We start from the raw sequence: 25,733 nt of genomic DNA on the forward strand, positions 1-25,733 counted from the left end.
CGAGATGTTGCTCGACGCCTGTTTCCCTATGGGAGACGACTAAGGCGTGACCATAACATTAGACCGTAACCAGGCGCTGTCGCGCGAAGACATGCAGTTCATCACCTGGGAACACCCGATGGTGCAGGGTGGCATGGATCTGGTGCTGTCCGGTTCGATGGGTAACACCGCCGTCGCGCTGATCAAGAACAAGGCGCTGAAGCCGGGCACTGTGTTGCTCGAATTGCTCTACGTCAGCGAAGTGGTCGCACCGCGTTCACTGCAACTGGGCCGCTACCTGCCGCCAGCCGCGCTGCGTTGCCTGCTCGATGCCAACGGCAATGACCTGTCGCCACGGGTGTCGTTCGAAACCTTGAACGATCAGCTGGAAAGCGTGCCGCGCGCCAGCGCCAACAAGTTCATCCAGGCCCAGCGCGATCAGCTGACACCACGGATCAACGCCGGCGAAGAAAAGATCGCCCCGCGTCACGCCGAGCGTGTGGCCGAAGCGCGCCGCCGCCTGGCCGCCGACACCGACGAAGAACTGGCGCGCCTGACCGCGTTGCAAGCAGTCAACCCGACCGTGCGCGACAGCGAACTGGACGCGTTGCGCACTCAACGTGAGCAGGGTCTGGCGATGCTGGACAAGGCGGCGTTGCGTCTGGAAGCGATTCGGGTGCTGGTAGCGGGCTAACCGCCCCGCTCCACCGCTGGAAACCAAGAGGCCCGCAGTGATGCGGGCCTCTTGGTTTTCAGAAGCAAAAGCACAAGATCGCAGCCTTCGGCAGCTCCTACAGGGGGAACGCATTCCCATGTAGGAGCTGCCGAAGGCTGCGATCTTTTGTTCTTAAGCAGTCGCCGCTGTAACCTCAGGCTCAACCACCGCCACCAACCCCTCCTTCATCCGCTGCGCGTCCCGCACAAAACACCGCGAAGCCAGAAACAGAAACACCATGGTCAGAAACAGCGCCACCGGAATCAGGTACATCGCGTCGTGCAGGCCGACAGCCTTGAACGCTTCGGTCATTTGCTCCGCCCCCGCCGACAGCATCGCCGTGTGCGCGAAGTGATCCGAAAGCCCCCCCACAACCACCGGCCCCAGGCCGCCGCCAAGTAAATACAGACCGGCAAAGAACAACGCCATCGCGGTCGCCCGCAGGCGTGGTTCGACGACGTCCTGAATCGCCGTGTACACGCAGGTATAGAAGTTGTACGCGAACAGCCAGCCGACGCTGAACACCGCGACGAACACACCGATCTCGATGCGCCCGGCATGCAGCGCCCACGCCGTGCATAGGGTCGAAATGATCAGACTGAACGCGGCAAACAACAACCGCCCGCTGGCGAAACGCTGGTGAATCTTGTCAGCGATCCAGCCGCCGAGGGTCAGCCCGACCAGCCCGGTGACTCCGACGATCACGCCGGTGGCCACCGCCGCTTCCTGCAATGGCATAAGGAAATAGCGCTGCAGCATCGGCACCAGAAACGAGTTGCAGGCATAGGTCGCGAAGTTGAAGCACAGCCCGGCCATTACCAGCCAGAGGAAGGTCGGCACGGCGAGGACGCGGCGGATCGGTTTGTCGACCTTCTCTTGCGAGACCTGCACCGCTTCTGCCGCGCCGCGTTTTGGCTCTTTGATGAAGAACATGAAAATCGCCAGGATCAATCCCGGCACGGCGGCGATGAAGAACGGCGCGCGCCAACTGTCGAAGGCCTTGACCATCGCGCCGATGGTGAAGAACGCCAGCAGCAGCCCCAGCGGCAGGCCGAGCATGAAGATGCCCATTGCGCGCGCCCGACGGTGCGCGGGAAACAGGTCGCCGATCAGCGAGTTGGCCGCTGGTGCGTAACTGGCTTCGCCGATGCCGATGCCCATGCGCACGATGAGGAAACTCCAGAAACTGCCGACCATACCGTTGACTGCAGTCAGCGCGCTCCAGGTCGCCAGGCCCCAGCCCATCAGTTTGCTGCGTGACCCGGTGTCGGCCATGCGCCCCAGCGGCAGGCCGGCAATCGCGTAAACGATGGTGAACGCAGTGCCGATGATGCCCAGCTGAAAGTCGCTGAGGTGCCATTCCATGCGGATCGGTTCGATGATGATCGCCGGGATGGTGCGATCGAAGAAATTGAACAGGTTGGCGAGGAACAGCAGGAACAGAATGCGCCAGGCATTCGCCGCTTGGGTCGAGTTCTGCATGGGTCCGTCTCTTTCTTGTTATGGGGCTTCACTGCCAGCGCGTCGAGCCCGGAACCTGCAATCTAGTCAGCCGCGCGGGGGCTGTCTGTCATCATTCGCCAGCCTGATATCGGCCCATCGCACTGTAACGAAACGTAAGCCCTTGATAAGTCAGGAATCCCCCGGCATACGGGGCTTTCGCTGCGAAATACGGCGACAAAAAAATAGTTTCGCGCCCCCCTTCCCAACGCCATGGCAAAGCCTAGAATGGCCGCCGGATCCGTCCGGATCTTCCGATCAATCCCTTTGATACCCCCGCCCATGTCCGAAGCCAGTCCGTGTCTGAATTGCGGTGCCTGCTGTTCCCATTTTCGCGTGTCTTTTTTCTGGGGTGAGTGCTCATCCGCTGGCGGGACGGTGCCCGATGAACTGGTCGCGCAGATCACTCCGAGCCGGGTAGCCATGATCGGTACCGACCGCAAGCCGACGCGCTGCACGTCTCTGGCGGGTGAGGTCGGCAGCGCGGTGGCCTGCACGATCTATGACCAACGTTCGAGCACCTGCCGCGAGTTCGAGGCGTCGTGGGAGAACGGCGAGCACAACCCCGACTGCGACAAGGCCCGCGCCGCGCATGGCCTGCCACCCTTGCCGCCACACTGGAACGAACTGCCGCTGGAGCGTATCGCCTGAGCCTTAGCGCAAAACGCGATGAGGCTAATGGCAAAATCATTACCACCAATGTGCCACTACGCCTTGCAGCCTGAAAACCGCCTCTATACTCCCTTCATTCGCCTGCATTGATTAACGCACGGGCCAGATGAATCCGAGACGGGGCATGCTATGGAGTGGCTTGGTTTGCAGTTTGTTGCCGAGCTGCCGGCGAGCGGGCAGATATTGCTCGATTGCAGTCACAACCCTTTGTTGGTGATGGTGGCCTACCTGGTCGCTTGCGCGGCGAGCTTCGCCACCCTGGACATGGCCGAGCGCGTCGTGCATGCCGAAGATCCGGGGTCGCGGCGAATCTGGCGCTGGATCGGCGCGACCTGTCTGGCCGGCGGCATCTGGGCCATGCACTTCATTGGCATGCTGGCTTTCCAGACACCGATCGACATTCAGTACGACCTCGGCGTCACCCTTTTTTCCTTGCTGATCGCCCTGCTCGCTTCTTGGCTGGCCATGCACACCCTGAGCGAGGTGCAGCCCAGCGCGTTGCGTTGCCTGAAAACTGCGCTTGTCATTGGCCTGGGTATCGCCGGCATGCATTACGTCGGCATGGCGGCCATGAAATCGAGCGCCACCGCCTACTATCAGCCAGGGCTGTTCGCGCTCTCGGTTTTCATTGCCATCGGCGCCAGTTTCGCCGCGCTGTGGGTGGCCCGTTATCTCAGCGAAGGCAGCGGCGTGGCGCATCAATTGCTCAAATACAGCGCTGCGCTGATTCTCGGCGCCGGCATCATCAGCATGCACTTCACCGGCATGGCTGCGCTGGATCTGGTGCTTCCCGAGGGTGCCCTGGCAGCGAGCGGCGGCGAAGCCGGGCATTTGCAACTGGGCTTGACCGTGGCGCTGATCATCCTGCTCATTCTCGGCAGTGCGATCAGCGCCGCCCTCGCCGACAAGAAACTGCAGAACAAGGACAACGATCTGCGCCGGGTCAATGCCCTGCTCAGTCAGCTCGATCAGGCGCGCATGTCTTTGCAACAAGCGGCCAATTACGACGCACTGACAAACCTGATCAACCGCCGAGGCTTCAACCAGATGTTCGCCGAGAAGCTCAGTCAGAAAACCAGCGAGGGCGGCATGCTCGCGGTGATGTTTCTCGACATCGACCACTTCAAGCGCATCAATGACAGCCTCGGACATGACGCCGGTGACGCGCTGCTCAAAGTCATCGCCCAGCACATCAAAAGCTCGGTACGCAGCCACGAAGACGTGGTCGCACGATTTGGCGGGGACGAATTCTGCATCCTCATCAGCCTGCGCGACCGCGAAGAGGCGCGCGGCATGGCGCAGCGCATCATGCACAAGATGAAAGAGCCGATCGAACTGGCCGGCCGACGCATGGTGATGACCACCAGCATCGGCATCAGTCTGTTTCCCGAAGACGGTAGCACCTGCGAAGAGCTGCTCAAGCACGCCGACCTGGCCCTGTACCAATCCAAGGGCGCCGGGCGCAACGGCTTGCATTTCTTCAATTCCAGCCTGAAAACCCGCGCCAGTTTCGAGCTGCAACTGGAAGAAGAACTGCGCAGTGCGCTACGGGAAGATAACGCGTTGATGCTGTACTACCAGCCGATTTTCGAACTGAAAACCGGACGCGTGACCAAGCTCGAAGCGCTGATTCGCTGGCAGCATCCGGTTCACGGCTTGCTGACTCCTGACCGCTTTATCGGTATTGCCGAGAACAACGGCTTGATCGCCGAGCTGGACAACTGGGTGCTGCGCCGCGCCTGCAAGGATCTCGGCGAGCTGTCGCGCCACGGTTGTGCCGAAGTGAAAATCGCCTGGAACTGCTCGCCGCTGAACCTGGCTCGCGAAGAACTGGCCGAGGAGATCGAGCACGCGTTGCGCACCGCCGGTGTCGCGCCGGAACGCCTGGAACTGGAGGTCACCGAAAACGCTTTGATGGGCAATATCGCCAACACCCTGGTGCTGCTGCGGCAGATCCGCGCCCTCGGCGTGTCGTTGTCGATCGACGATTTCGGCACTGGCTATTCGTCGCTGGCCTACCTCAAGCGTCTGCCGCTGAACACCCTGAAGATCGATCGCTCGTTCATCCTCGACATCCCCACCGCCACGGCGGACATGGAAATCGTCCAGGCGATCATCGTCATGGCTCACACCCTGCATTTGCAGGTGGTCACCGAGGGCGTCGAGAGCCTGGAGCAGTATGAGTTTCTCGAGCGTTCGGGCTGCGATTTCATTCAGGGTTATCTGCTCAGCCGCCCGGTACCACTGGACGAATTACGCGCGGTGCTGGATGAAATCAATCAGCGCAAACCCGTCCTCGGCGTCAATCCGTTGAGTCTGGCGCGCGATACATTTGCACCAGTGTCGCTGGATCCTGCGCTAAAAAGCCTTGCGCCCCATGCAGGCGCATCAATTGTGCGGCCAATCCGCTGATCGGCGTCGCCGAACCCTGTTCGCGGGAAAATTTCACCGCCGTGTCGAGATCCTTGAGCAGCGTGCGCACATGCCACTTGATCGGTTCGAAACGGCTCTCGGCCATTTGTGGGGCGAGGATCTGCAACGGTCTGGAATCGGCAAAACCACCGGCCAGCGCCTCAGCGATCAGACGAGCATCGACCCCCGCCTGCTCGGCCAACGCCACCACTTCGGCGATCACCAACGCATTGCAGGCGACGATCATCTGGTTGCAGGCCTTGGTCACTTGCCCTGCGCCGATGCCGCCCATGTGCGTGACGCGCTGCCCCAGATTGAGCAGCACCGGGCGCACGCGCTCAAGATCCGCCGCCGCACCGCCGACCATGATTGCCAGACTGCCGGCTTCAGCTCCGACCACGCCGCCGGACACCGGGGAGTCGAGCCAGGCCATACCGGTTTTATCGGCCAGCGCTGCGGCCATCTCGCGAGTGGCGGTCGGTTCAAGACTGGAGAAATCCACCAGTAACTGGCCGTTCTTCCCACCTTCGGCGACGCCGTCAGCGCCAAACACCACTTCACGCACCACAGCGGTATCGGCCAGGCACAGCATGACAATGTCGGCATGTGCGCAGAGTTCGGCGGGGCTCGCCACTGGCCGGGCGCCCGCCGCAACCAGCGGCGCGCACTTGTCCGGGTTGCGGTTCCACACCGTCAACGGGTAACCCGCAGCCAGCAAACGCTGGCACATGGGCAGGCCCATCAAGCCGATTCCGGCAAACCCCAACGAAGGTAGCGTTGACATCATTTTGCCTCTTTTCAATTAAAGATCACCGAATCATGGCCGATTCATCAACGATCAGGAAAGGATTCCGCCCGGCGATCACACAGCCAGCACCACGACGCCCGGGCCGTATTCGCGCACACAAGACGCGAGATCTTATTCCGTGAGGTTCGCCGGCGTTGCTCGGCGGGCCAACCCAGTCCAAATGGCGCACCATGACCTCCAAAAACAATTCCGCCAGTGCTACAGCCGATCTGACCCTCAGCCCCGCCGCGAACAGCGCGTCACTAGCACGAGCTGCGCAGCCTTCGCGCCCGCTGTCGACCCAGCAATACCTGTATTTCACCGAAACCAACACCGACCGTATCCTCGATAACCTCGACGGCCTGCGCGATTCGGTGTTCCCGCGCCCGGCGCATCAGGAAGGCGACAACGAGCAGCACAGCGACCAGGAATTCCCTTCGGTGTGCCTGATCGGCCTCGGTCGCTGCGGCTCCAATATCGCCCTCGACGTGGCGGAGCTGGTGTACAACGCGCGCAAGTTCTACCTCAACGAATTCAACAACGAAGACCGCCCGGCCGATCGACGTCTGGCCGACAAGGGCTACAGCCCGGCGCAGTGGATCAAGAACAACCTGCGCATCGGCACCGGCAAATCGACCAAACCGGTGTTTCTGGTCGAACCGCTGGTGATGCTCGGCGACCTCGACAAGGACATCGCCGGGCGCATCCGCTTTTCCCGCAAGGGCGAAAAAAGCGGCTTCCTGCGCGACTACAGCAAGATGAAGATCATGGACTTGTCCGAAGTCCACGCCGGTGGCGCCGGTAACGCGCCGATCCTCGGCCAGTACCTGGCGAAGATCATCCTCAACAAGGACACCCAGCGCTTCTCCAGCCCCGACTGGAAAATGATCCACTCGTACCTGATCGACAGCTGCGGGATCAAGGCCAACCAATCGCGCCTATACTTTTCGATTTTCAGTGCCGGCGGCGGTACCGGTTCGGGCATGGCCTCGGAGTTCGGTCTGGCCCAGCAGCACTCGTACATGAACAAGACGTTCGACACCAAGCCGATGGATGAGCATGACGGCAAAAGCGGTCATTCGTTTGTGTTCGAACCGATCTTCACCAGCGGCATCTGCGTGCTGCCGAACATTTCCGACCACCGCAGCGAAATGTCCGAGGCGCTGCACATCAACGCCGGGCGCCTGCTGTGCAAATACCTGTCGGAAGAATGGGATTTCTCCTACAACTTCGCCAACGAAGACAGCAGCGAAGCCAGCGTGATGGGGCGTATCCGCCCGTGGAACGCGATGATGCTGATTTCCAACGACATCATGCGTTACGCCGAAGAAAGCGATGACGGCAACATCCAGAACATTGACGTCAATGCCATGGAGAAGCACGCCAACCAGTACATATCGCAGCAGATCTTCAACATTCTGACAGCGCAGGCAGTCACCACTGACTACGACCAGAACTACTTCCGCCGCGCCGGCATCGACATTGGCGAAACCATCCGCCTGGATGCCAACGACCTGTTCATGAGCCTGGCCGGACCCGTGGCGATTGCCTACGCCGAATCGGTGGTGCCGGAAACCCCGCCGCCGAGCAGCGACAAGTTCAAGGTCTTTGATAAAGAGCCGCAGCGCCTGAACATCGACGATCTGTTTTTCCGTTCGATCGACCTGCCGCACTTCAACAAGGTCACCCAGGCCATCGAAGGCATCAGCCTGCTGCCGATCGAATCCAAGCGTTATCGCGCTTCGCTTGAGCAGTACAAGAATTCCGGCTACGACGCCGCCGCGCTGCACGACCTGCATTTCTTCAAGAATTGCTCGTCGGTGGTGTCGATCGTCTCGCTGCCCAAAGACTACAAACTGTCGTACATGGACCTGAACCGGTTGAAGACCCACCTCAACAGCCTGTTCCCCAACACCACGCTCAAGCGCTACGCGCTGGTGATCGGCGCTTCGGCCAACCTGTCGCTGACCACCCTGATCGCCAAAAGCCCCTGCCTGTCGGACGACTTCCTGACGCTGATCGTGGCGTTCATCAAGCGCTGCTTTGCGAAGAATCCGTACCGTTTCGACGAGACACTGGACAACTCGATCCTCGACTTCATCATTCAGGAAGACTTCGACGAAGCGCGGATCGACGACCTGCTCAACGAATTCGAAAACCCGGCGAAGATCCTCGACACCAACTGGTACGCGATCAAACCGATGTATGAGAAGAAGTACCGCGAGCTGATCAACGACAAGGACAAGTTCGTCTCGATCAATGACATTCGCCTGTCGCGCGATTGCGTGAAGAAGTCGATCAAGTACTTGCGCGAGATCTACCGTCACCGGATTGGCAAGACCAAGGTGATTTCGCTCAATAACCATACCGGAAAGACTTACTCGGTCTGATCCAGCACCGAGTCGCCCTATTCGCGAGCAGGCTCGCTCCCACGTTTGGAATGCGTTCCCCTGTGGCAGCGAGCCTACTCGCGAAGGGGCCTTTGCACCGATACACATTTCACTGACTCAACACCCAGAAACAATTAAGCGACCCTCGGGCCGCTCAATAAACTGTTCCCGTTACGTTTACGTCACCGTGATGCGTGGTGTTTCTCTACGGCAACGTGCCATCACGCTACTCCGCTACACACTTGCGGCGTGGCGCTGCAGGCACCAAAACGGTGCAGCCGCTCAAACCTTCGCCCTTTCCTGGATCAGAATCCAGGGAGAAACCACCACCGCCCACAACTGCGGGTCACGTTCGAAAATATCCAGCGCCCGCGTTTCAGACAGCTTGGCGACCTTGTCCTCAGCCAGCCAGGCTGCGACTTTCTCGCCTTCGTCCGATGCCACGGCCTCGGCAGCAGCGATCAAATCGAGGTCAGGGTCGACCCACAACAGGGCACCCTTGGCGAAGAACGGCTCCAGCTCTTTCCAGGTAATAGATGCCGTTTCACCAAGCAGCTTGGCATAGAGGGTGCTAGGTTCTTGATTCATGGGGAGCTGTCCGGAAAAGAAATCGACGCGAATAATAACGTTGGTGGTCCGTCAGAAAAACCCGGTTGCAAAACGCTGCACTGAACGACAAGAGCAGGAAAGCCAATGGATGCTGCCTTTTGGGGTATACGCCCCCGATTGACCCGCCGCAATTCTGTCTCTTTCATTCAAAAACGCGACACCCCCAAGTTTTGCCCCGTGGCGCCCGCTTCCCAGTTGATCAAGCGGCGCTCTACACTGTACCGGTACAGTTGCCGGGGCATTTTCCGGAGGGTATCGCAAAGATATCTGACCCGGTTCTGCTGCTACGGCGCCAGAACTCTAAAAAAATACAACAGTAAGAGTGGAGCACTATGACTAAGGCTACTAAGCAGATTTCCAAACTGTTTGCCGCTATGGTTCTGGCCGGGGTTGCCAGCCATTCGTTCGCAGCTGACACCATCAAAATCGGTATTGCCGGCCCTAAAACCGGTCCAGTAGCCCAGTACGGCGACATGCAGTTCAGTGGCGCAAAAATGGCCATCGAGCAGATCAACGCCAAGGGCGGTGTCGATGGCAAGCAACTGCAAGCCGTTGAATACGACGATGCCTGCGATCCGAAACAAGCGGTAGCGGTAGCGAACAAGGTCGTCAACGACGGCGTCAAGTTCGTGGTCGGTCACCTGTGCTCCAGCTCCACCCAGCCAGCTTCGGACATCTACGAAGACGAAGGCGTGATCATGATCACCCCGGCCGCCACCAGCCCGGACATCACCGCCCGTGGCTACAAAATGATCTTCCGCACCATCGGTCTCGACAGCGCCCAGGGCCCTGCCGCCGGCAACTACATCGCCGATCACGTGAAACCGAAAGTGGTTGGCGTGCTGCACGACAAACAGCAATACGGCGAAGGCATCGCCACCGCCGTCAAATCGACCCTAGAGAAGAAAGGCACCAAGGTTGCCGTCTTCGAAGGCGTCAACGCCGGTGACAAAGACTTCTCCGCAATCATCGCCAAGCTCAAGCAAGCCGGTGTCGACTTCGTTTACTACGGCGGCTACCACCCGGAGCTGGGCCTGATCCTGCGTCAGGCTCAGGAAAAAGGTCTGAAGGCCCGCTTCATGGGTCCGGAAGGCGTGGGTAACGACTCGATCACCCAGATCGCCAAGGACGCATCCGAAGGCCTGCTGGTGACCCTGCCCAAATCCTTCGATCAGGATCCGGCCAACGTTGCCCTGGCTGATGCATTCAAGGCCAAGAAAGAAGATCCGAGCGGTCCGTTCGTGTTCCCGTCCTACTCGGCGGTGACCGTGATTGCCGAAGGCATCAAGGCGGCCAAGTCCGAAGACGCGACCAAAGTGGCTGAAGCCATCCACGCCGGTTCGTTCAAGACGCCGACCGGTGACCTGAGCTTCGACGACAAGGGCGACCTGAAGGACTTCAAATTTGTCGTGTACGAGTGGCACAACGGCAAACCTAAAACCGAAGTTTCGCCTCAGTAAGGCCTTGCCCGACTGACTGCCAATAAAGCCCACGGCGTGCCGTGGGCTTTGTTTTGCGAATGTATGGGCCGCGCTGGCGTGATCCGCCAGTCTGCCCACCTGAAAATCTCAAAACCGTCATCAGCGGTTCGCTGGCAAAACCCGGATTCGAAGTGGATAGAGATCCACGGGGCCGGGCGGGAAAATGACTCCACCAGTGAAATGCGTACAGGTTTTTAGGAGCGCTGTAATGCCTGACCTCTATCACTTCTTCCAACAGCTGGTTAACGGCCTCAACGTTGGCAGCATGTATGCCCTGATCGCCATCGGCTACACGATGGTTTACGGCATCATTGGAATGATCAACTTCGCCCACGGCGAGGTCTACATGATCGGTTCCTACGTGGCCTTCATCGCCATCGCCGGGTTGACCATGATGGGACTCGACAGTGTCCCGCTGTTGATGACCGCAGCGTTTATCGCCAGCATCGTCGTCACCAGTTCCTACGGTTACAGCATCGAACGGATTGCCTACCGCCCCCTGCGCGGCAGTAACCGTCTGATCCCGCTGATTTCCGCCATCGGTATGTCGATCTTCCTGCAGAACACCGTTCTGCTGGCGCAAGACTCCAAGGACAAAGCTATCCCCAACCTGATCCCGGGCAACTTCGTCTTCGGTCCGGGTGGCGCACAAGAAGTGCTGATTTCCTACATGCAGATCGTGGTGTTCGTGGTGACCGTGATCGCCATGCTCGGCCTGACCCTGTTCATCTCCCGTTCTCGTCTGGGCCGCGCCTGCCGCGCCTGCGCCGAAGACATCAAGATGGCCAACCTGCTCGGCATCAACACCAACAACATCATCGCCCTGACCTTTGTCATCGGTGCTGCGCTGGCCGCGGTGGCGGCTGTGCTGCTGAGTATGCAATACGGCGTGATCAACCCGAACGCCGGCTTCCTCGTCGGCCTCAAGGCCTTCACCGCTGCGGTATTGGGCGGCATCGGCAGCATCCCGGGGGCGATGCTCGGCGGTTTGGTGCTCGGTGTAGCGGAAGCGTTCGGTGCCGATATCTTCGGCGACCAGTACAAGGACGTCGTCGCGTTCGGCCTGCTGGTTCTGGTGCTCTTGTTCCGTCCGACCGGCATTCTGGGCCGTCCGGAGGTTGAGAAAGTATGACTAGGAATCTTAAACAGGCGCTGTTCAGCGCTTTGCTGGTGTGGGCCGTGGCCTACCCGGTACTCGGTCTGAAACTGACCATCGTCGGCATCAACCTGGAAGTGCACAACACCAGCCCTGCAGTACTCGCGACCATCGCGATCTGCTCGGTGCTGATGTTTTTGCGCGTGCTGTTCAACCAGCAGATCAGCAAGGCCTGGCGCTCCTCCCCGGGCATGCCGCTGATCCCGGCCAAGGCCAGCAACTTCCTGACCCTGCCAACCACCCAGCGCTATTTCATCATTGCGCTGATTCTGCTCGCCCTGGTCTGGCCGTTCTTCGGCTCCCGTGGCGCGGTGGATATCGCCACGCTGATCCTGATCTACGTGATGCTCGGCCTGGGCCTGAACATCGTTGTCGGTCTGGCTGGTCTGCTTGACCTCGGTTACGTCGGTTTCTACGCCGTCGGCGCCTACAGCTACGCGCTGCTGTCGCACTACTACGGCCTGAGCTTCTGGATCTGCCTGCCGATTGCCGGGCTGATGGCGGCGACGTTCGGCTTCCTGCTGGGCTTCCCGGTGTTGCGTCTGCGCGGCGACTATCTGGCGATCGTGACCTTGGGTTTCGGTGAGATCATCCGTCTGTTCCTGCGTAACCTGACCGATATCACCGGCGGCCCGAACGGCATCAGCAACATCGAAAAACCGACGTTCTTCGGCCTGACCTTCGAGCGCAAAGCCGCCGAAGGCCTGCAGACGTTTCACGAGTATTTCGGCCTGCAATACAACTCGATCAACAAGGTGATCTTCCTTTACCTGGTTGCGCTGTTGCTCGCACTGGCCGCGCTGTTCGTGATCAACCGTCTGCTGCGCATGCCGATCGGCCGTGCGTGGGAAGCGTTGCGTGAAGACGAAATCGCCTGCCGTGCGCTGGGTCTGAACCCGACCGTGATCAAACTCTCCGCGTTCACCTTGGGTGCTGCGTTTGCCGGTTTCGCCGGCAGCTTCTTCGCCGCGCGTCAGGGTCTGGTGACGCCGGAGTCGTTCACCTTCATCGAGTCGGCGATCATCCTCGCCATCGTCGTGTTGGGCGGCATGGGCTCGCAACTGGGCGTGATTCTGGCGGCGATCGTAATGATCCTGTTGCCGGAAATGATGCGTGAGTTCAGCGAGTACCGCATGTTGATGTTCGGTGCGCTGATGGTGCTGATGATGATCTGGCGTCCACAAGGTCTGCTGCCGATGCAACGCCCACACATGGAGTTGCGCAAATGAGCCGCGAGATCCTTAAAGTCGACAATCTGAGCATGCGCTTCGGCGGCTTGCTAGCGGTCAACGGCGTGGCGCTGACCGTCAAGGAAAAACAGGTGGTTGCGCTGATCGGCCCGAACGGTGCCGGCAAGACCACCGTGTTCAACTGCCTGACCGGTTTCTATCAGCCTACCGGCGGCAGCATCCTGCTCGACGGCGAGCCGATTCAGGGCCTGCCGGGCCACAAGATCGCCCTCAAAGGCGTGGTGCGCACCTTCCAGAACGTGCGTTTGTTCAAGGACATGACCGCGGTCGAGAACTTGTTGATTGCTCAGCACCGTCACTTGAACACCAACTTCCTGTCCGGCCTGTTCAAGACCCCGGCGTTCCGCAAAAGCGAGCGCGAGGCGATGGAGTTTGCCGAGTACTGGCTGGAAAAGGTCAACCTCAAAGAGTTCGCCAACCGCACCGCCGGCACCCTCGCCTACGGCCAGCAACGACGTCTGGAAATCGCCCGCTGCATGATGACCCGCCCGCGGATCCTCATGCTCGACGAACCGGCCGCCGGCCTGAACCCGAAAGAGACCGAAGACCTCAAGGCGCTGATCGGCGTACTGCGTGAAGAGCACAACGTCACCGTGCTGCTGATCGAACACGACATGAAACTGGTCATGAGCATTTCCGACCACATTGTCGTGATCAACCAGGGCACGCCTCTGGCTGATGGTACGCCGGAACAGATCCGCGACAATCCTGAAGTGATCAAAGCCTACCTGGGGGAAGCGTAAATGCTGCAGTTTGAAAACGTTTCCACCTTCTACGGCAAGATCCAGGCCCTGCACAGCGTCAACGTCGAAGTCCGTCAAGGCGAGATCGTCACGCTGATCGGCGCCAACGGTGCCGGCAAGTCCACACTGCTGATGACGCTCTGCGGTTCGCCGCAAGCACACAGCGGCAGTATCCGCTACATGGGTGAGGAACTGGTCGGCCAGGACTCGTCGCAGATCATGCGCAAGAGCATCGCCGTAGTGCCGGAAGGTCGTCGGGTGTTCGCCCGTCTGACCGTGGAGGAAAACCTGTCGATGGGCGGATTTTTCACCGACAAGGGCGATTACCAGGAGCAGATGGACAAGGTTCTCGAACTTTTCCCACGCCTCAAAGAGCGCTTCAATCAGCGCGGCGGCACCATGTCCGGCGGCGAACAGCAAATGCTCGCCATCGGCCGCGCGCTGATGAGCAAGCCCAAGCTGTTGCTGCTCGACGAGCCGTCGCTGGGTCTGGCGCCGATCATCATCCAGCAGATCTTCGACATCATCGAACAGCTGCGCAAGGACGGGGTGACGGTGTTCCTGGTCGAGCAGAACGCCAACCAGGCACTGAAAATCGCCGACCGCGCGTACGTTCTGGAGAACGGCCGCGTGGTCATGCAAGGCACCGGTGAAGCGCTGCTGACCGACCCGAAAGTACGCGAGGCGTACCTCGGCGGTTGAGTGTTCTCGCTGAACAACAAAACGGCCTTCGGGCCGTTTTTTTGTGCCCACGAAACCGCGGATCTACTCCCCCCTGCGGGAGCGGGCTTGCTCGCGTAAGCAGTGTGTCAGTTAACCAAAATGTCGACTGATTCACCGCTTTAGCGAGCAAGCCAGCTCCCACAAGGGATAGCCGTGTCAGGAAAATCTCTGGAAAAGTTTTGCGGCCCGCTGTAACGCATCGCGGTGAGCGTTCTCTAGAGGCACAAGCAAGCGCAAATCGCTTGCAGAAACCCTGATAAAACCTGGAGAAACATCATGACTGCGACTACCCGTACCCTGTCCGCCACCGCTCTGGTTCTGGCTCTCGGTTCCGCACTGAGCATTGCCAGTGTCTCCACCGCCCAGGCCGCCGATGCCAATATGGAAAAATGCTTCGGCGTGGCCATGAAGGGCAAAAACGATTGCGCCGCAGGCGCCGGTACTACCTGCGCCGGCACGGCGAAAATGGATGATCAGGCCAACGCCTGGAAACTCGTTCCGAAAGGCACCTGCGCCACCACCGAAAGCAAAACCTCGCCGACCGGTTTCGGTCAGCTCGAAGCCTTCAAAGCCAAGTCCTGATCAGCGACCTGCCTGAGTGACGCCCATGTTCAGTCATCACGAACCGTCCCTGCCGCGCACTCAGGCAGCTCGCACCGAGCTCCCTGCCCGCGCCGGGCTGGGGCTCAAGACCGGGCACTTCCGCGAAGTGCTCGGCTCCATTCCGGACCTCGGTTTCTTTGAAGTCCACGCCGAAAACTACATGGTGGCCGGCGGCCCGTTTCATCATTTTCTCGGTCTGATCCGCGAGCAGTACCCGCTGTCATTGCATGGCGTGGGACTGTCGATCGGTGGCGAAGGCCCGCTGGACAGCCAGCACCTCAAACGCCTCGCCGAGCTGATCGAACGCTATCAACCACAAGCCTTTTCCGAACATCTGGCCTGGTCGAGCCACGGCCCGGTGTTTCTCAATGATCTGTTGCCACTGGCCTATGACACGCCGACGTTGAACCGCGTTTGCGCGCACATCGATCAAGTACAGAACACTTTGAAACGAACGATGCTGCTGGAAAACCCGGCGACCTATCTGGCGTTTCAGCATTCGACGATCGACGAGGCCGAGTTCATTGCCGAAGTGATCCGCCGCAGCGGCTGCGGCTTGTTGCTCGACGTCAACAATGTCTACGTGTCGTGTATCAATCATCAGCGCGATCCCATGGCCTACCTTGATGCGTTACCGCTGCACGCAGTCGGCGAGATTCATCTGGCCGGCTTCGCTGAAGATTGCGACAACCTCGGCGATCGGTTGCTGATCGACGATCACGGCGCGCCGATTGATCAGGCCGTCTGGGAACTGTACCGACAAGTACTGCAGCGTATCGGCCCGGTGGCGACGCTGATAGAACGTGATAATCACGTGCCGGCCTTCGAGGTTTTGCTCGCCGAAGCGCAGCAAGCCGAGACGCTGTTGCGCCGAGCGGAGCGTGCGGCATGAGCACGCAAGCGGACTTCGCCGCCGCGCTGCTTGACGTACAACTGCCTCATCCCAAGGGCCTGTGCAGTCGCAACGGCGTCGACCCGTCACGGCGTTTCGCGGTCTATCGAAACAACGTGCAGGGCTCGCTGATCAATGCCCTGGCCGACAGTTATCCGGTGGTGCTGCAATTGGTCGGTGAGGAATTCTTCCGCGCCATGGCGGCGATTTTCATCCGCGCTCAACCGCCACAAAGTCCGTTGATGAGCCGCTATGGCGAGGACTTCGCCGACTTCATCGCGCAATTCGACCCTATTGCCGGCGTGCCTTATGTCGCTGATGTCGCGCGACTCGAACACTTGCGCACGCTCGCCTACCACGCCGCCGATGCGCAGCCGATCCGGCCTGAGCAAGTCAGCGCGGCGCTGGCCGATCCGCAGTCGCTGAGCGCGCTGTGTCTCCCATTGCATCCCTCGCTGCACCTGCTCGACTCGGCCTATGCCGTCGTAGCGATCTGGGCGGCGCATCAGCACGAGCAAAGCCTGGCAGGCATTGGCCTTAATCAAGGCCAGCACGCCTTGGTGCTGCGCAACGGTCTCGAGGTTGAGCTTTTTGCTCTTGAACCGGGTGCGAGCGTATTTATTCACCACTTGAGCGCGGGGCAAACGCTGCTCGCGGCGGCAGAAAACAGCCCGCCGTTCGACCTCGCCCAAACCCTCGCCTTGCTGATTGCGCACAACGCGATCACTCAGCTGAATTACATGGAGTTGCCATGAACACCTTAATCGCGCGTGTCATCGCACTGTTCGAAAAAATCCCGCACAGCCTGATTGCCTTCATCGCGCGTTTTTCCATCGCCGCCGTGTTCTGGAAGTCCGGACAAACCAAGGTTGAAGGGCTGGCTGTCGATTTGATTGACGGCACCTTTGAACTGGGCTGGCCGCGTTTGGCGGACTCGACGATTCCGTTGTTTCAGAGCGAGTACAACCTGCCGCTGCTGTCGCCAGAATTCGCCGCACATATGGCAGCGTTTGCCGAGCACGCGTTTCCGGTGTTGATTCTTTTTGGCCTGGCGACACGGTTTTCGGCGCTGGCACTGCTGGGCATGACCCTGACCATTCAACTGTTTGTCTACCCGGATGCCTACCCGACCCATGGCACCTGGGCGGCGGTGTTGCTGTACCTGATGGCGTCCGGGCCTGGCAGGTTGTCGATCGATCACCTGTTTGCCCGCCGTTTCCAAGGCTGACCTGAAACTGTAGGAGCTGCCGAAGGCTGCGATCTTTTGATTTTTAAAAGCAAGATCAAAAGATCGCAGCCTTCGGCAGCTCCTACACAGGTTCGATATCAGCGCTGCAGCCGATCCAGCGCTTCGCCACTGCGCTTGAACCATCCCATCAAATGATCCGCCAACACCTGCGTGCGCTTGGGCAATCCGCCCTGATACGGGTGCACCAGATACATCGGCATCCGTCGGGTCTGGTAATCGCGCAGCAGCCAGCGCAAGCGGCCGTCCGCCAATTCGGTTTGCAGAAGATACGAAGGCAAACGTGCGATGCCGGCGCCGGACAGCGCGGCTTTTTTCAGCAGGCTGTAATGGTTGCTGGCGAACGGGCCTGACACCCGCACCCGCAATAATTCATGCTGCTGGTGATACAGCCACTCTTCCCGCCCGCTGTAATGGCTATTGAGCAAACAACGATGCTCAGCCAAGGCATGCGGCGTCGCCGGCTCGCCGAATCGCTCGAGGTAGGCCGGGCTGGCGCAGGTCATTTCGTGCCACGCCAACAGCGGCCTGGCCACGAGCCGATCGTCATTGGCCACCTCGGCTCGAATCGCCAGATCGAAACCGTCGCGGGACAGATCGCGATAGCTGTTGTTCAGCTCCAGCTCGATCTGCACATCGGGGTATTGCCCGGAAAACTCCAGCAACAACCCATCGAAGAAGGTCTCGCCGAGCGACACCGGAACGGTCATGCGCACCGGGCCCGCCATATCGTCCTTCAACCGCGCCAAAGCCTGCCGTGCGCGTGCGACCTGAGCCACCAGCGCCTGCGCCTGCGGCAGCAGCGCCGCCCCTGCCGCCGTCAGACTCAAGCGCCGGGTGGTGCGTTGCAGCAACACCACACTAAATTGCGCTTCGAGCTGGCTGATGCGCTTGGACAATTGGCCCTTGCTGCAGCCCAACTGCTGCGCGGCCAAAGTAAAACTGCCGGCCTCGATCAGCACGGCAAACGCGGCAAGGTCATCCATTTCGCTCATGGATTGTTTCCATTTGAAAACCAAAGGTTGCCTATTAGTGCGCTTATCCGCAGAAAAACCACTCTAGACTGCAACCTCATTCATACACATGGGTACAGCTCGATGAAGATTCTGTTGATAGGCGCCGGCGGCACCATCGGTTCGGCGGTAGACAAGGAGTTGTCGCAACGCCACGAAGTCGTGCGTATCGGCCGTAACAGCGGTGACTTGCAGGTGGATATCAGCGACAGCACATCGATTCGCAAACTGTTCGAGCAGACCGGCAAGTTCGATGCGCTGATCTGCGCGGCGGGCAACGTGACGTTTGCGGCGCTGGGCGAGATGACCGAAGACAGCTTCGCCCTCGGCTTGAAAGACAAACTGATGGGCCAGATCAACCTGCTGCTGATCGGCCGCGAGTACGCCAATGACGGCGCCTCGTTCACCTTCACCACCGGTGTGCTCAGCCACGACCCGATTCGTAGCGGCGCCTCGGCAGCGCTGGTCAACGGCGCCCTCGACAGCTTTGTCCGCGCTGCTGCCATCGAGCTTCCACGTGGCTTGCGAGTGAACTCGGTGAGCCCGACCGTGCTCACCGAAGCCCTGGGCAAATACGCGCCCTACTTCCGTGGTTTCAAACCGGTTCCTGCAGCAGAAGTGGCATTGGCCTACGCGAAAAGTGTCGAAGGCCTGCAGACTGGTCAGACTTTACACGTGGGCTGAATCACTTAATCGATCAAGGTAGGTAAGAGCCGTTTGGCGACGGACCGCGACATGGTGATCCTGAGCTCCCCGCCCAGCTCGGATCGCACGGTGCCTGTGGAAATGTGCTGGCCGTTGATCGAAAGATTCAATGGCTGGCCCAGCGCCTCCAGACTGATTGTCCTCGCCCGTTCAGTGGCGGCGGGTGCCAGAGCAACGGATAAATGGACAAGATCCGGATTGGCCCCTTGATCATCCTTGAGCAACACTTCCATCTTTGTGAAATCAACCGCCGAAGAGAATTTCAGATCGGCAGCCTGGACGCTGGCAGCGCTTGCGGATGCCAACAGCAACAGCGCAATTTTCCATCGCATTGAACACTCCATGATCTATCAAAAAAAGTGCGTGAGACTATGCGGCGCCGCAGAGCCGGACTCAATAGTGGCCACTCAAGCCTTGTGATCGACAGCCACCCTCAGTAACGTGACGACAATTGTCTGGAGAGCCAAAGATGCGTGTTGCCCGTTCGATCGTCCTCGTTACCCTGCTGCCGTTGTTTGCCGCCTGCCAGTTGTTTGATGGCCAGCGCCAGAGTGTGTCCCACGCAGGGCAGACGCGCATGCAGGGGCAACTGACCGCCGCCGACGGCAAACTGGTGTTCCAGCCGTGTCAGGATCAGCGGCAGCTGGTGGTCAACGACATCGGCGGTACCAGCGTCCTGCAAGAAGCCGCCACTCTGGCCGACGAGCAAGGCAAACTGTTTGCCGATGTGCGTGGCAAGGTCTCCGGCGATCGCCTCGACCTGGGCCAGTTGTATCGCGTCGAACGCTCGGGCACAGCCTGTGATGACCCCAACTTCAAACTGTTGATCCTGCGCGCCGCCGGCCATGGCCCCCAATGGAACGTCAAGGTCAGTGGCAAAGGGATGGTCATCGAACGCCAAGGCCAGCCCCCGCTCGCCGTGCCGTATGTGGAAGAGCAGCTGGGCGACGGTCGCTTCAATCTCAGCAGCGAAGCCAACAACCAGCGCATCGAATTGTGGGTCGCGCCGCAGCGCTGCGTCGACAGCAGCACCGGCAGCGTGCAGCACATGAGCGCCGAGTTGCGTATCGACGGTCAGGTGCAGCGCGGCTGCGGCTATTTCGGCGGCGCGCGCAACGACTGATCGTTTTTCCCCCACGGATCCGCTCGCGGCGGCTTATAATCGCCGCCTTCAAACGCCCTGGCGCAGTTGTGCGCCCCGCGAATCCGGATCCCGCCATGTTACGAATCACCGAACTCAAGCTGCCAATCGACCATCCCGAAGAAGACCTGCGCGCGGCCATCGTGCAACGCTTGGGCATCGCCAGCGATGATCTGCTCGATTTCACCTTGTTCAAGCGCAGCTATGACGCGCGCAAAAAGTCTTCCGAACTGTGCTTCATCTACACCATCGACCTCAACGTACGCGACGAGGCCAAGGTACTGGGCAAGTTCGCCGACGACCGTAACGTCAACGTGGCGCCGGATGTCAGCTACAAATTCGTCGGCCAGGCACCGAACGATCTTGGCCAACGGCCGATCGTCGTCGGTTTCGGCCCGTGCGGCATCTTTGCCGGCCTCCTGCTGGCGCAAATGGGCTTTAAACCGATCATTCTCGAACGCGGCACCGAAGTCCGTCAGCGCACCAAGGACACCTGGGGCCTGTGGCGCAAAAGCGTGCTCAATCCCGAGTCCAACGTGCAGTTCGGCGAGGGCGGCGCGGGCACGTTCTCCGACGGCAAACTCTACAGCCAGATCAAAGATCCGAAATTCCTTGGGCGCAAAGTCCTGCACGAATTCGTCAAGGCCGGTGCGCCGGAAGAAATTCTCTATGTCAGCAAACCGCACATCGGTACGTTCCGTCTGACCGGCATGGTTGAAAACATGCGCGAGCAAATTCGCGAACTGGGCGGTGAAGTGCGCTTCCAGGAGCGCGTTTCCGACGTGCTGATAGAAGACGGCCAACTGGTCGGCGTGCAACTGGCGAGCGGCGAAACCTTGCATTCGAAGCATGTGGTTCTGGCCCTGGGCCATAGCGCCCGCGACACCTTCCGCATGTTGCATAGCCGTGGCGTGTTCATGGAAGCCAAACCGTTTTCGGTGGGTTTCCGTATCGAACACCCGCAATCGCTGATCGACCGTGCGCGCTTGGGCAAATACGCCGGGCACCCGAAACTCGGCGCTGCCGATTACAAACTGGTGCACCACGCCAAGAACGGCCGTTCGGTCTACAGCTTCTGCATGTGCCCGGGCGGCACCGTCGTCGCAGCGACCTCCGAGCCCAATCGTGTGGTCACCAACGGCATGAGCCAATACTCGCGTAACGAGCGCAATGCCAACTCCGGTATCGTCGTCGGCATCACCCCGGAAGTCGATTACCCGGGCGGCCCGCTGGCCGGTATCGAATTGCAGGAACGCCTGGAATCCCACGCGTTCATCCTCGGCGGCAGCGACTACAAGGCCCCGGCGCAACTGGTCGGCGACTTCATCAATGGCAAGCCTTCGACCGAACTGGGCGAAGTCGAACCGTCGTACAAGCCAGGCGTTGCGCTGGGTGATCTGGCATTGGCGCTGCCGGACTTTGCCATTGAAGCGATCCGTGAAGCCTTGCCAGCCTTCGAGAAGCAGATTCGCGGTTATTCGCTGCACGATGCGGTGCTGACCGGAATCGAGACCCGCACTTCATCACCGCTGCGCATCACCCGCAACGAGTCGCTGCAGAGCATGAACGTCAAGGGCCTGTTCCCGGCGGGTGAAGGCGCCGGTTATGCCGGCGGGATTCTCTCGGCGGGTGTCGACGGGATACGCATTGCCGAGGCTGTGGCCCGGGATATCCTCGGCCTCACTGACTAATCAGCATTAGCTGACACAACACAACCCCTGTGGCAGCGGGCTTGCTCGCGAAAGCGTCGTATCAGTCGATTCATTTATCGCCTGACACACCGCCTTCGCGAGCAAGCCCGCTACCACATTTGATTTTCGGGGTGTCAGATATTGGCGCGCAGCACTGACGCCGGCAGCACCTCCCCACGCTCGGCACTCGCCGCCACCGCTGCTATCAACTCACCCAGTTCATACCCCTGCGCTTTCAACCAGTCCTGATCGTAATAGGTGTCGACATAACGCTCGCCGCCATCGCACAGGATAGCCACGATCGACCCCGACTGCCCCGCCGCTTTCATCTGCTGCGCCGCCATCAACGCACCGATCAGATTGGTCCCGCTCGACCCGCCGACATGCCGCCCCAAACGCTGCGCCAGATAATGCATGGCCGCCAGCGACAAGGCGTCCGGCACCTTGACCATCGCGTCGATGACGTTGGGCAGAAAGGACGCCTCTACCCGCGGCCGACCAATGCCTTCGATGCGCGAGCCGCAGTCGAGCCGCAGGCTGGCATCACCGCTCTGATAGAAATCGAAGAACACCGAGCGCTCGGCATCGGCACACAACACGCGCGTGCAGTGCTGGCGATAGCGTACGTAACGACCGAGGGTGGCAGTGGTGCCGCCGGTGCCGGGACTGGAAATCAGCCAAGTCGGCTCTGGGTGTTTTTCGTAGCGCATCTGCTGGAAGATCGACTCGGCGATGTTGTTGTTCGCCCGCCAGTCGGTAGCGCGTTCGGCGTACGTGAACTGATCGATGAAGTGACCGCCGTGCTCGCGGGCCAGGCGCTCGGATTCGGCGTAGATCTGCGTCGGATCCTGCACCAGATGACTCTGCCCGCCGTAGAAGGCAATCTGGGCAATCTTTTCTCTCGAGGTGGACGCCGGCATCACCGCGATGAATGGCAGACCGAGCATGCGGGCGAAATACGCTTCGGAAATCGCCGTCGAGCCGCTGGACGCTTCGATCACCGGCGCGCCGGGTTTCAGCCAGCCGTTACACAGCGCGTAAAGGAACAGCGAACGAGCCAGACGATGCTTGAGGCTACCAGTGGGATGGCTGGACTCGTCCTTGAAATACAACTCGATGCCGGCAAAACCAGGCAGCGGCAAGGGGATCAGGTGGGTGTCGGCGCTGCGCTGGAAGTCCGCCTCGATGATGCGGATGGCTTCGCGGGCCCACTGTCGGGTGTCGCTCATGGTCTCGGTTCTCACTGAATCAGACAGGAGATCGAACTCCTGAAAAAGGTCTACGGCAAGCTTAGGAAGAATCGGCTAGCGGGCAAAGATACAGCTGAGTCTCAATCTATACGGCAACTGCTAGGCTCAACGTGGCCGGGGCCAGATACCTTGTAACGACATATAACAAAAAAGAATATAACTTTTGTTTTAACAACTAACCGTACGGGTTAGGGTAGACCACCTTTTTTGATCTGATGGAGAGCGACCTTGCCTCTGCGTAGCACGTTCACGCGTTTCTTTCAGTTGGAAGCTGCCAGCGGTCTGCTATTGATCGCGGCAGCCATCCTCGCGCTGATCATCAACAACTCGCCGCTGTCGTGGCTCTACACCGGCCTGCTCGACACCCCCGTGGTGGCGCAGATCGGTGCGCTGAAAATCGCCAAACCCCTGCTGCTATGGATCAACGACGGCCTGATGGCGATGTTCTTCCTGCTCATCGGTCTGGAAGTCAAACGCGAAGTGCTCGACGGCCAGTTGTCCAAGCCCTCGCAGATCGTCCTGCCCGGCGCAGCGGCGATCGGCGGCATGCTGGTCCCGGCGCTGATCTACTGGTTTCTCAACCGCGACAACCCCGCCGCCCTGAGTGGCTGGGCCATCCCGACCGCCACCGACATCGCTTTCGCCCTCGGCGTACTGGCGCTGCTCGGCAAGCGCGTGCCGGTGTCGCTGAAACTGTTCCTGATGACCCTGGCGATCATCGATGACCTCGGTGCGATCGTGATCATCGCGATCTTCTATTCCGGCGAACTCTCGACCCTGTCCCTGGGCCTGGCGGCTGCGTGCATTGCCGCGCTGGTGGCGATGAACCGGCTCGGCGTGGTCAAGCTCGGGCCGTACATGATCATCGGCTTGATCCTCTGGGTCTGCGTGCTCAAGAGCGGGGTCCACGCGACATTGGCTGGCGTGACTCTGGCTTTCTGCATCCCACTGCGCACGAAAAATGCCGAGCCGTCGCCGCTGCTGACCCTCGAACACGCGCTGCACCCCTGGGTCGCCTACGGCATCCTGCCGCTGTTCGCCTTCGCCAACGCTGGCCTGTCGCTGAGCGGCGTCACCGTCGAAAGCTTCACCCACGACGTACCGATGGGCATCGCCATCGGCCTGCTGCTGGGCAAGACCATCGGCGTGTTCGGGCTGACGTGGCTGGCGGTCAAGATCGGCATCGCCGCCCTGCCCCAAGGCGCCAACTGGGGCCAGATTCTCGGCGTGGCGATCCTCTGCGGCATCGGCTTCACCATGAGCCTGTTCGTCGGCTCGCTGGCCTTCGAACCGGGCGTGAGTGATTACGCCGGCATGGATCGCATGGGCATCCTCACCGGCTCGATTCTCGCGGCAGTGATTGGTTATGCAGTGACGGCGGCGGCGAGTCGCAAGCAGGCTGCGTTACCGTCCGTGTAATAAATATGGCGAGAGGAGCCCTCTCGCCATCAGCTTTGTTGCAACGCAGCGAACAATCCCTACGTCTTAGCGACGCGTCCTACAGCCACATTTTCCCCGCTTCGATAACGTCGTGCAGCCCCTTTTCAACGGGGCTGTCGATGGTGAACGAAGGGACGATCAGTGGCGCGGAACAAGGACATCCCCCAGGTAAAGAACCCACCGGCGGGCGACGGGCATCACGTAACCTGGCGGGATATGACGGCCGCTGAACTGGCCGAGCGCGAAGCCGGGCAAGACGCTTACGACGCGATGCTGGCGCGGCAGGAGGCGTTCGAACGCAGCCGTGAAGTGGCGGCGAAAAAACCCCAAGCCGTGCGTGCCGGCAGTGTATTCGCCAAGTCCTGCAAATTGCCGGATGCGATTATCGATTACGGCAATCCTTCCGGCATGGTGCCGACCGACAGCCTGAGGGATTACGGCGAGCTGATACTGCTCGGTGCTCGCGAAGCCGACCCAAGCGGCGGCATTCCTCTCAAGAAAATCAGCGCCAACGCCATCCCGGTCGGGTTCGGCAGTCTGGCCTTGGCAGGCTCGGCTTTTGAAGCGCTGCCGGCGCTCCTCTCCAGTGCGACCGCTGCGCCTTTGGTCGGGCTGGTTGCGCTTTTAATGCCATCAAGCCTGGGCGACAGCGCGCTCTATACCGATGAGCAACTAAGCACACTCAAACAAGCCCGAACCCGCGTGCGCCTGAGCGTCGAGCAACAGGCCGATGGGGGCCTCAAGGGTTACGGCTTCTACACCGGCAAGAACCGCGATTGGGAAATGGTCGATGTCGTGCAATTCACTGCACGCGGCGACCGGTTCGTTGCGGATTTGGGTGAAGGCGTCGAACTGCTCTGGACCCCGGCGGTGGATGGCTCGGACATTCTAGGCATTCCGGCGCTGGAGGCTGCCCCGCAAGCACCGCATATCTGGGTTTATCCACCGACGAAAGCGGCCGACGGGATACTGGTGAATCCGGTTTATCCGCCGGAGTACAAAGACTTTATTTTGGTGTTTCCGGCAGATTCAGGCGTCAGGCCGGCCTACGTTGTGCTCAGCCGTGCTCGCGACCATGCTTATTACGGCCATCCGAAAACGCTGCCCGCATTCCCTGATGCAGTCAAAGTGAAATCGAAGTCGTCAGTGCAAGGTGGTGGAAAGCAGCGAGCACGTTGGGTAGACCGCAAAGGTCGAATTTACGAGTGGGATTACAAAAGCAACGCCGTCGAAAAATACGACAAATTAGGAACGACTCATTTAGGCGAGTTCAATCACTTGACGGGTGAACAAACGGGACTTGCGGATCCAAAACGAAAAACTTCTAGAAATTAA

23 protein-coding genes and 1 pseudogene are annotated in these 25,733 nt (G+C 60.0%); 18 read left to right on the forward strand and 6 right to left on the reverse strand.

The genetic code is table 11. The features are described 5' to 3' along the window. A pseudogene (locus tag ACIGDJ_RS18235) lies at positions 1-673 on the forward strand (RNA polymerase-binding ATPase); the annotation flags it as partial. A 153-nt stretch (positions 674-826) separates the two neighbouring features. On the opposite strand, the gene ACIGDJ_RS18240 reads toward ACIGDJ_RS18235, so the two are convergent. Continuing rightward, complete coding sequence (locus ACIGDJ_RS18240) at positions 827-2,176, reverse strand: MFS transporter (protein ID WP_312995922.1); 1,350 nt, start codon at positions 2,174-2,176, stop codon at positions 827-829. 300 nt (positions 2,177-2,476) lie between these two features. Here ACIGDJ_RS18240 and ACIGDJ_RS18245 point away from each other — a divergent pair, with 300 nt between their 5' ends. Both ACIGDJ_RS18245 and ACIGDJ_RS18250 read left to right on the forward strand, forming a co-directional pair. Then, positions 2,477-2,845, forward strand: coding sequence for a YkgJ family cysteine cluster protein (locus ACIGDJ_RS18245; RefSeq protein ID WP_397478443.1), 369 nt, complete (start codon positions 2,477-2,479; stop codon positions 2,843-2,845). A 150-nt stretch (positions 2,846-2,995) separates the two neighbouring features. Next, positions 2,996-5,278 carry a putative bifunctional diguanylate cyclase/phosphodiesterase gene (locus ACIGDJ_RS18250; RefSeq protein ID WP_397478444.1) on the forward strand — a complete coding sequence of 761 codons (2,283 nt, stop codon included), beginning with the start codon at positions 2,996-2,998 and terminating at the stop codon, positions 5,276-5,278. On the opposite strand, the gene ACIGDJ_RS18255 is transcribed toward ACIGDJ_RS18250, so the two are convergent. Next, complete coding sequence (locus ACIGDJ_RS18255) at positions 5,169-6,065, reverse strand: NAD(P)-dependent oxidoreductase (protein WP_178081174.1); 897 nt, start codon at positions 6,063-6,065, stop codon at positions 5,169-5,171. The genes ACIGDJ_RS18250 and ACIGDJ_RS18255 overlap by 110 nt on opposite strands. Before the next feature lie 191 nt (positions 6,066-6,256). On the opposite strand from ACIGDJ_RS18255, the gene ACIGDJ_RS18260 reads away from it, so the two are divergent. After that, a complete protein-coding gene (locus ACIGDJ_RS18260) occupies positions 6,257-8,455 on the forward strand; it encodes a hypothetical protein (protein ID WP_397478445.1) in 2,199 nt (732 codons plus the stop codon). A 282-nt stretch (positions 8,456-8,737) separates the two neighbouring features. Here ACIGDJ_RS18260 and ACIGDJ_RS18265 read toward each other — a convergent pair whose 3' ends face one another. Further along, complete coding sequence (locus ACIGDJ_RS18265; RefSeq protein WP_101158404.1) at positions 8,738-9,043, reverse strand: DUF2288 domain-containing protein; 306 nt, start codon at positions 9,041-9,043, stop codon at positions 8,738-8,740. 353 nt (positions 9,044-9,396) lie between these two features. Here ACIGDJ_RS18265 and ACIGDJ_RS18270 point away from each other — a divergent pair, with 353 nt between their 5' ends. The 9 genes from ACIGDJ_RS18270 (at position 9,397) to ACIGDJ_RS18310 (ending at position 17,140) form a co-directional block, all read left to right on the forward strand. Further along, positions 9,397-10,524 (forward strand): branched-chain amino acid ABC transporter substrate-binding protein, encoded by a 1,128-nt coding sequence (locus tag ACIGDJ_RS18270; RefSeq protein WP_101158403.1) that lies wholly within the window; start codon positions 9,397-9,399, stop codon positions 10,522-10,524. A gap of 229 nt (positions 10,525-10,753) precedes the next feature. Beyond that, positions 10,754-11,677: a high-affinity branched-chain amino acid ABC transporter permease LivH gene (livH, locus tag ACIGDJ_RS18275; protein ID WP_312995902.1), complete on the forward strand. Its 924-nt coding sequence runs from the start codon at positions 10,754-10,756 to the stop codon at positions 11,675-11,677. After that, complete coding sequence (locus ACIGDJ_RS18280) at positions 11,674-12,930, forward strand: high-affinity branched-chain amino acid ABC transporter permease LivM (protein WP_101158401.1); 1,257 nt, start codon at positions 11,674-11,676, stop codon at positions 12,928-12,930. Before livH ends, ACIGDJ_RS18280 begins: the two co-directional genes overlap by 4 nt. Beyond that, the gene (livG, locus tag ACIGDJ_RS18285) at positions 12,927-13,694 is read left to right on the forward strand and encodes a high-affinity branched-chain amino acid ABC transporter ATP-binding protein LivG (RefSeq protein WP_101158400.1); all 768 of its coding nucleotides are present in this window, start codon (positions 12,927-12,929) and stop codon (positions 13,692-13,694) included. The genes ACIGDJ_RS18280 and livG overlap by 4 nt, the downstream gene beginning before the upstream one ends. Further along, positions 13,695-14,396 (forward strand): ABC transporter ATP-binding protein, encoded by a 702-nt coding sequence (locus ACIGDJ_RS18290; RefSeq protein ID WP_312995897.1) that lies wholly within the window; start codon positions 13,695-13,697, stop codon positions 14,394-14,396. Between the two features lie 297 nt (positions 14,397-14,693). Continuing rightward, positions 14,694-14,999, forward strand: a complete 306-nt coding sequence (locus ACIGDJ_RS18295; protein WP_101158398.1) for a DUF2282 domain-containing protein — start codon at positions 14,694-14,696, stop codon at positions 14,997-14,999. Positions 15,000-15,024: 25 nt separating this feature from the next. After that, positions 15,025-15,912, forward strand: a complete 888-nt coding sequence (locus ACIGDJ_RS18300) for a DUF692 domain-containing protein (RefSeq protein WP_101158397.1) — start codon at positions 15,025-15,027, stop codon at positions 15,910-15,912. Then, positions 15,909-16,667: a putative DNA-binding domain-containing protein gene (locus ACIGDJ_RS18305; RefSeq protein WP_397478446.1), complete on the forward strand. Its 759-nt coding sequence runs from the start codon at positions 15,909-15,911 to the stop codon at positions 16,665-16,667. The genes ACIGDJ_RS18300 and ACIGDJ_RS18305 overlap by 4 nt, the downstream gene beginning before the upstream one ends. Beyond that, positions 16,664-17,140, forward strand: a complete 477-nt coding sequence (locus ACIGDJ_RS18310; protein WP_312995885.1) for a DoxX family protein — start codon at positions 16,664-16,666, stop codon at positions 17,138-17,140. The genes ACIGDJ_RS18305 and ACIGDJ_RS18310 overlap by 4 nt, the downstream gene beginning before the upstream one ends. Before the next feature lie 98 nt (positions 17,141-17,238). On the opposite strand, the gene ACIGDJ_RS18315 is transcribed toward ACIGDJ_RS18310, so the two are convergent. Beyond that, positions 17,239-18,153 carry a LysR family transcriptional regulator gene (locus ACIGDJ_RS18315; RefSeq protein WP_101158394.1) on the reverse strand — a complete coding sequence of 305 codons (915 nt, stop codon included), beginning with the start codon at positions 18,151-18,153 and terminating at the stop codon, positions 17,239-17,241. A gap of 102 nt (positions 18,154-18,255) precedes the next feature. Here ACIGDJ_RS18315 and ACIGDJ_RS18320 point away from each other — a divergent pair, with 102 nt between their 5' ends. Then, positions 18,256-18,855 carry a short chain dehydrogenase gene (locus tag ACIGDJ_RS18320; RefSeq protein ID WP_397478447.1) on the forward strand — a complete coding sequence of 200 codons (600 nt, stop codon included), beginning with the start codon at positions 18,256-18,258 and terminating at the stop codon, positions 18,853-18,855. A gap of 5 nt (positions 18,856-18,860) precedes the next feature. Here the strand turns inward: ACIGDJ_RS18320 and ACIGDJ_RS18325 are convergent, their stop codons facing one another. Next, the gene (locus tag ACIGDJ_RS18325; protein ID WP_397478448.1) at positions 18,861-19,208 is read right to left on the reverse strand and encodes a hypothetical protein; all 348 of its coding nucleotides are present in this window, start codon (positions 19,206-19,208) and stop codon (positions 18,861-18,863) included. A gap of 137 nt (positions 19,209-19,345) precedes the next feature. Between ACIGDJ_RS18325 and ACIGDJ_RS18330 the strand changes: the two genes are divergently transcribed. Further along, positions 19,346-19,999: a COG3650 family protein gene (locus ACIGDJ_RS18330; RefSeq protein WP_101158392.1), complete on the forward strand. Its 654-nt coding sequence runs from the start codon at positions 19,346-19,348 to the stop codon at positions 19,997-19,999. A 95-nt stretch (positions 20,000-20,094) separates the two neighbouring features. Continuing rightward, on the forward strand, positions 20,095-21,708 hold the full coding sequence (locus tag ACIGDJ_RS18335) for an NAD(P)/FAD-dependent oxidoreductase (protein ID WP_101158391.1): 1,614 nt from the start codon (positions 20,095-20,097) through the stop codon (positions 21,706-21,708). 134 nt (positions 21,709-21,842) lie between these two features. On the opposite strand, the gene ACIGDJ_RS18340 is transcribed toward ACIGDJ_RS18335, so the two are convergent. Next, entirely contained in the window at positions 21,843-22,937 is a 1,095-nt protein-coding gene (locus tag ACIGDJ_RS18340; RefSeq protein WP_101158390.1) for a PLP-dependent cysteine synthase family protein, read from the reverse strand. A gap of 249 nt (positions 22,938-23,186) precedes the next feature. On the opposite strand from ACIGDJ_RS18340, the gene nhaA reads away from it, so the two are divergent. Then, positions 23,187-24,377, forward strand: coding sequence for a Na+/H+ antiporter NhaA (gene nhaA / locus ACIGDJ_RS18345; protein ID WP_101158389.1), 1,191 nt, complete (start codon positions 23,187-23,189; stop codon positions 24,375-24,377). A 162-nt stretch (positions 24,378-24,539) separates the two neighbouring features. Further along, the gene (locus ACIGDJ_RS18350; RefSeq protein WP_397478449.1) at positions 24,540-25,733 is read left to right on the forward strand and encodes an S-type pyocin domain-containing protein; all 1,194 of its coding nucleotides are present in this window, start codon (positions 24,540-24,542) and stop codon (positions 25,731-25,733) included.

Origin of the sequence: Pseudomonas sp. NPDC079367 (assembly GCF_044542195.1) — a bacterium.
Lineage (GTDB): Bacteria > Pseudomonadota > Gammaproteobacteria > Pseudomonadales > Pseudomonadaceae > Aquipseudomonas.

Excerpts from the sequence above, each read along its gene's own strand:
- ACIGDJ_RS18280 (WP_101158401.1), top strand. The coding sequence starts at position 11,674 with ATGACTAGGAATCTTAAACAGGCGCTGTTCAGCGCTTTGCTGGTGTGG.
- ACIGDJ_RS18265 (WP_101158404.1), bottom strand. The coding sequence starts at position 9,043 with ATGAATCAAGAACCTAGCACCCTCTATGCCAAGCTGCTTGGTGAAACG.
- ACIGDJ_RS18270 (WP_101158403.1), top strand. The coding sequence starts at position 9,397 with ATGACTAAGGCTACTAAGCAGATTTCCAAACTGTTTGCCGCTATGGTT.
- ACIGDJ_RS18310 (WP_312995885.1), top strand. The coding sequence starts at position 16,664 with ATGAACACCTTAATCGCGCGTGTCATCGCACTGTTCGAAAAAATCCCG.
- ACIGDJ_RS18295 (WP_101158398.1), top strand. The coding sequence starts at position 14,694 with ATGACTGCGACTACCCGTACCCTGTCCGCCACCGCTCTGGTTCTGGCT.
- ACIGDJ_RS18340 (WP_101158390.1), bottom strand. The coding sequence starts at position 22,937 with ATGAGCGACACCCGACAGTGGGCCCGCGAAGCCATCCGCATCATCGAG.
- ACIGDJ_RS18290 (WP_312995897.1), top strand. The coding sequence starts at position 13,695 with ATGCTGCAGTTTGAAAACGTTTCCACCTTCTACGGCAAGATCCAGGCC.
- ACIGDJ_RS18330 (WP_101158392.1), top strand. The coding sequence starts at position 19,346 with ATGCGTGTTGCCCGTTCGATCGTCCTCGTTACCCTGCTGCCGTTGTTT.
- ACIGDJ_RS18335 (WP_101158391.1), top strand. The coding sequence starts at position 20,095 with ATGTTACGAATCACCGAACTCAAGCTGCCAATCGACCATCCCGAAGAA.
- ACIGDJ_RS18300 (WP_101158397.1), top strand. The coding sequence starts at position 15,025 with ATGTTCAGTCATCACGAACCGTCCCTGCCGCGCACTCAGGCAGCTCGC.
- ACIGDJ_RS18250 (WP_397478444.1), top strand. The coding sequence starts at position 2,996 with ATGGAGTGGCTTGGTTTGCAGTTTGTTGCCGAGCTGCCGGCGAGCGGG.
- ACIGDJ_RS18315 (WP_101158394.1), bottom strand. The coding sequence starts at position 18,153 with ATGAGCGAAATGGATGACCTTGCCGCGTTTGCCGTGCTGATCGAGGCC.
- ACIGDJ_RS18240 (WP_312995922.1), bottom strand. The coding sequence starts at position 2,176 with ATGCAGAACTCGACCCAAGCGGCGAATGCCTGGCGCATTCTGTTCCTG.
- ACIGDJ_RS18255 (WP_178081174.1), bottom strand. The coding sequence starts at position 6,065 with ATGATGTCAACGCTACCTTCGTTGGGGTTTGCCGGAATCGGCTTGATG.
- livH (WP_312995902.1), top strand. The coding sequence starts at position 10,754 with ATGCCTGACCTCTATCACTTCTTCCAACAGCTGGTTAACGGCCTCAAC.
- ACIGDJ_RS18245 (WP_397478443.1), top strand. The coding sequence starts at position 2,477 with ATGTCCGAAGCCAGTCCGTGTCTGAATTGCGGTGCCTGCTGTTCCCAT.
- livG (WP_101158400.1), top strand. The coding sequence starts at position 12,927 with ATGAGCCGCGAGATCCTTAAAGTCGACAATCTGAGCATGCGCTTCGGC.
- ACIGDJ_RS18305 (WP_397478446.1), top strand. The coding sequence starts at position 15,909 with ATGAGCACGCAAGCGGACTTCGCCGCCGCGCTGCTTGACGTACAACTG.
- ACIGDJ_RS18320 (WP_397478447.1), top strand. The coding sequence starts at position 18,256 with ATGAAGATTCTGTTGATAGGCGCCGGCGGCACCATCGGTTCGGCGGTA.
- ACIGDJ_RS18260 (WP_397478445.1), top strand. The coding sequence starts at position 6,257 with ATGACCTCCAAAAACAATTCCGCCAGTGCTACAGCCGATCTGACCCTC.
- ACIGDJ_RS18325 (WP_397478448.1), bottom strand. The coding sequence starts at position 19,208 with ATGCGATGGAAAATTGCGCTGTTGCTGTTGGCATCCGCAAGCGCTGCC.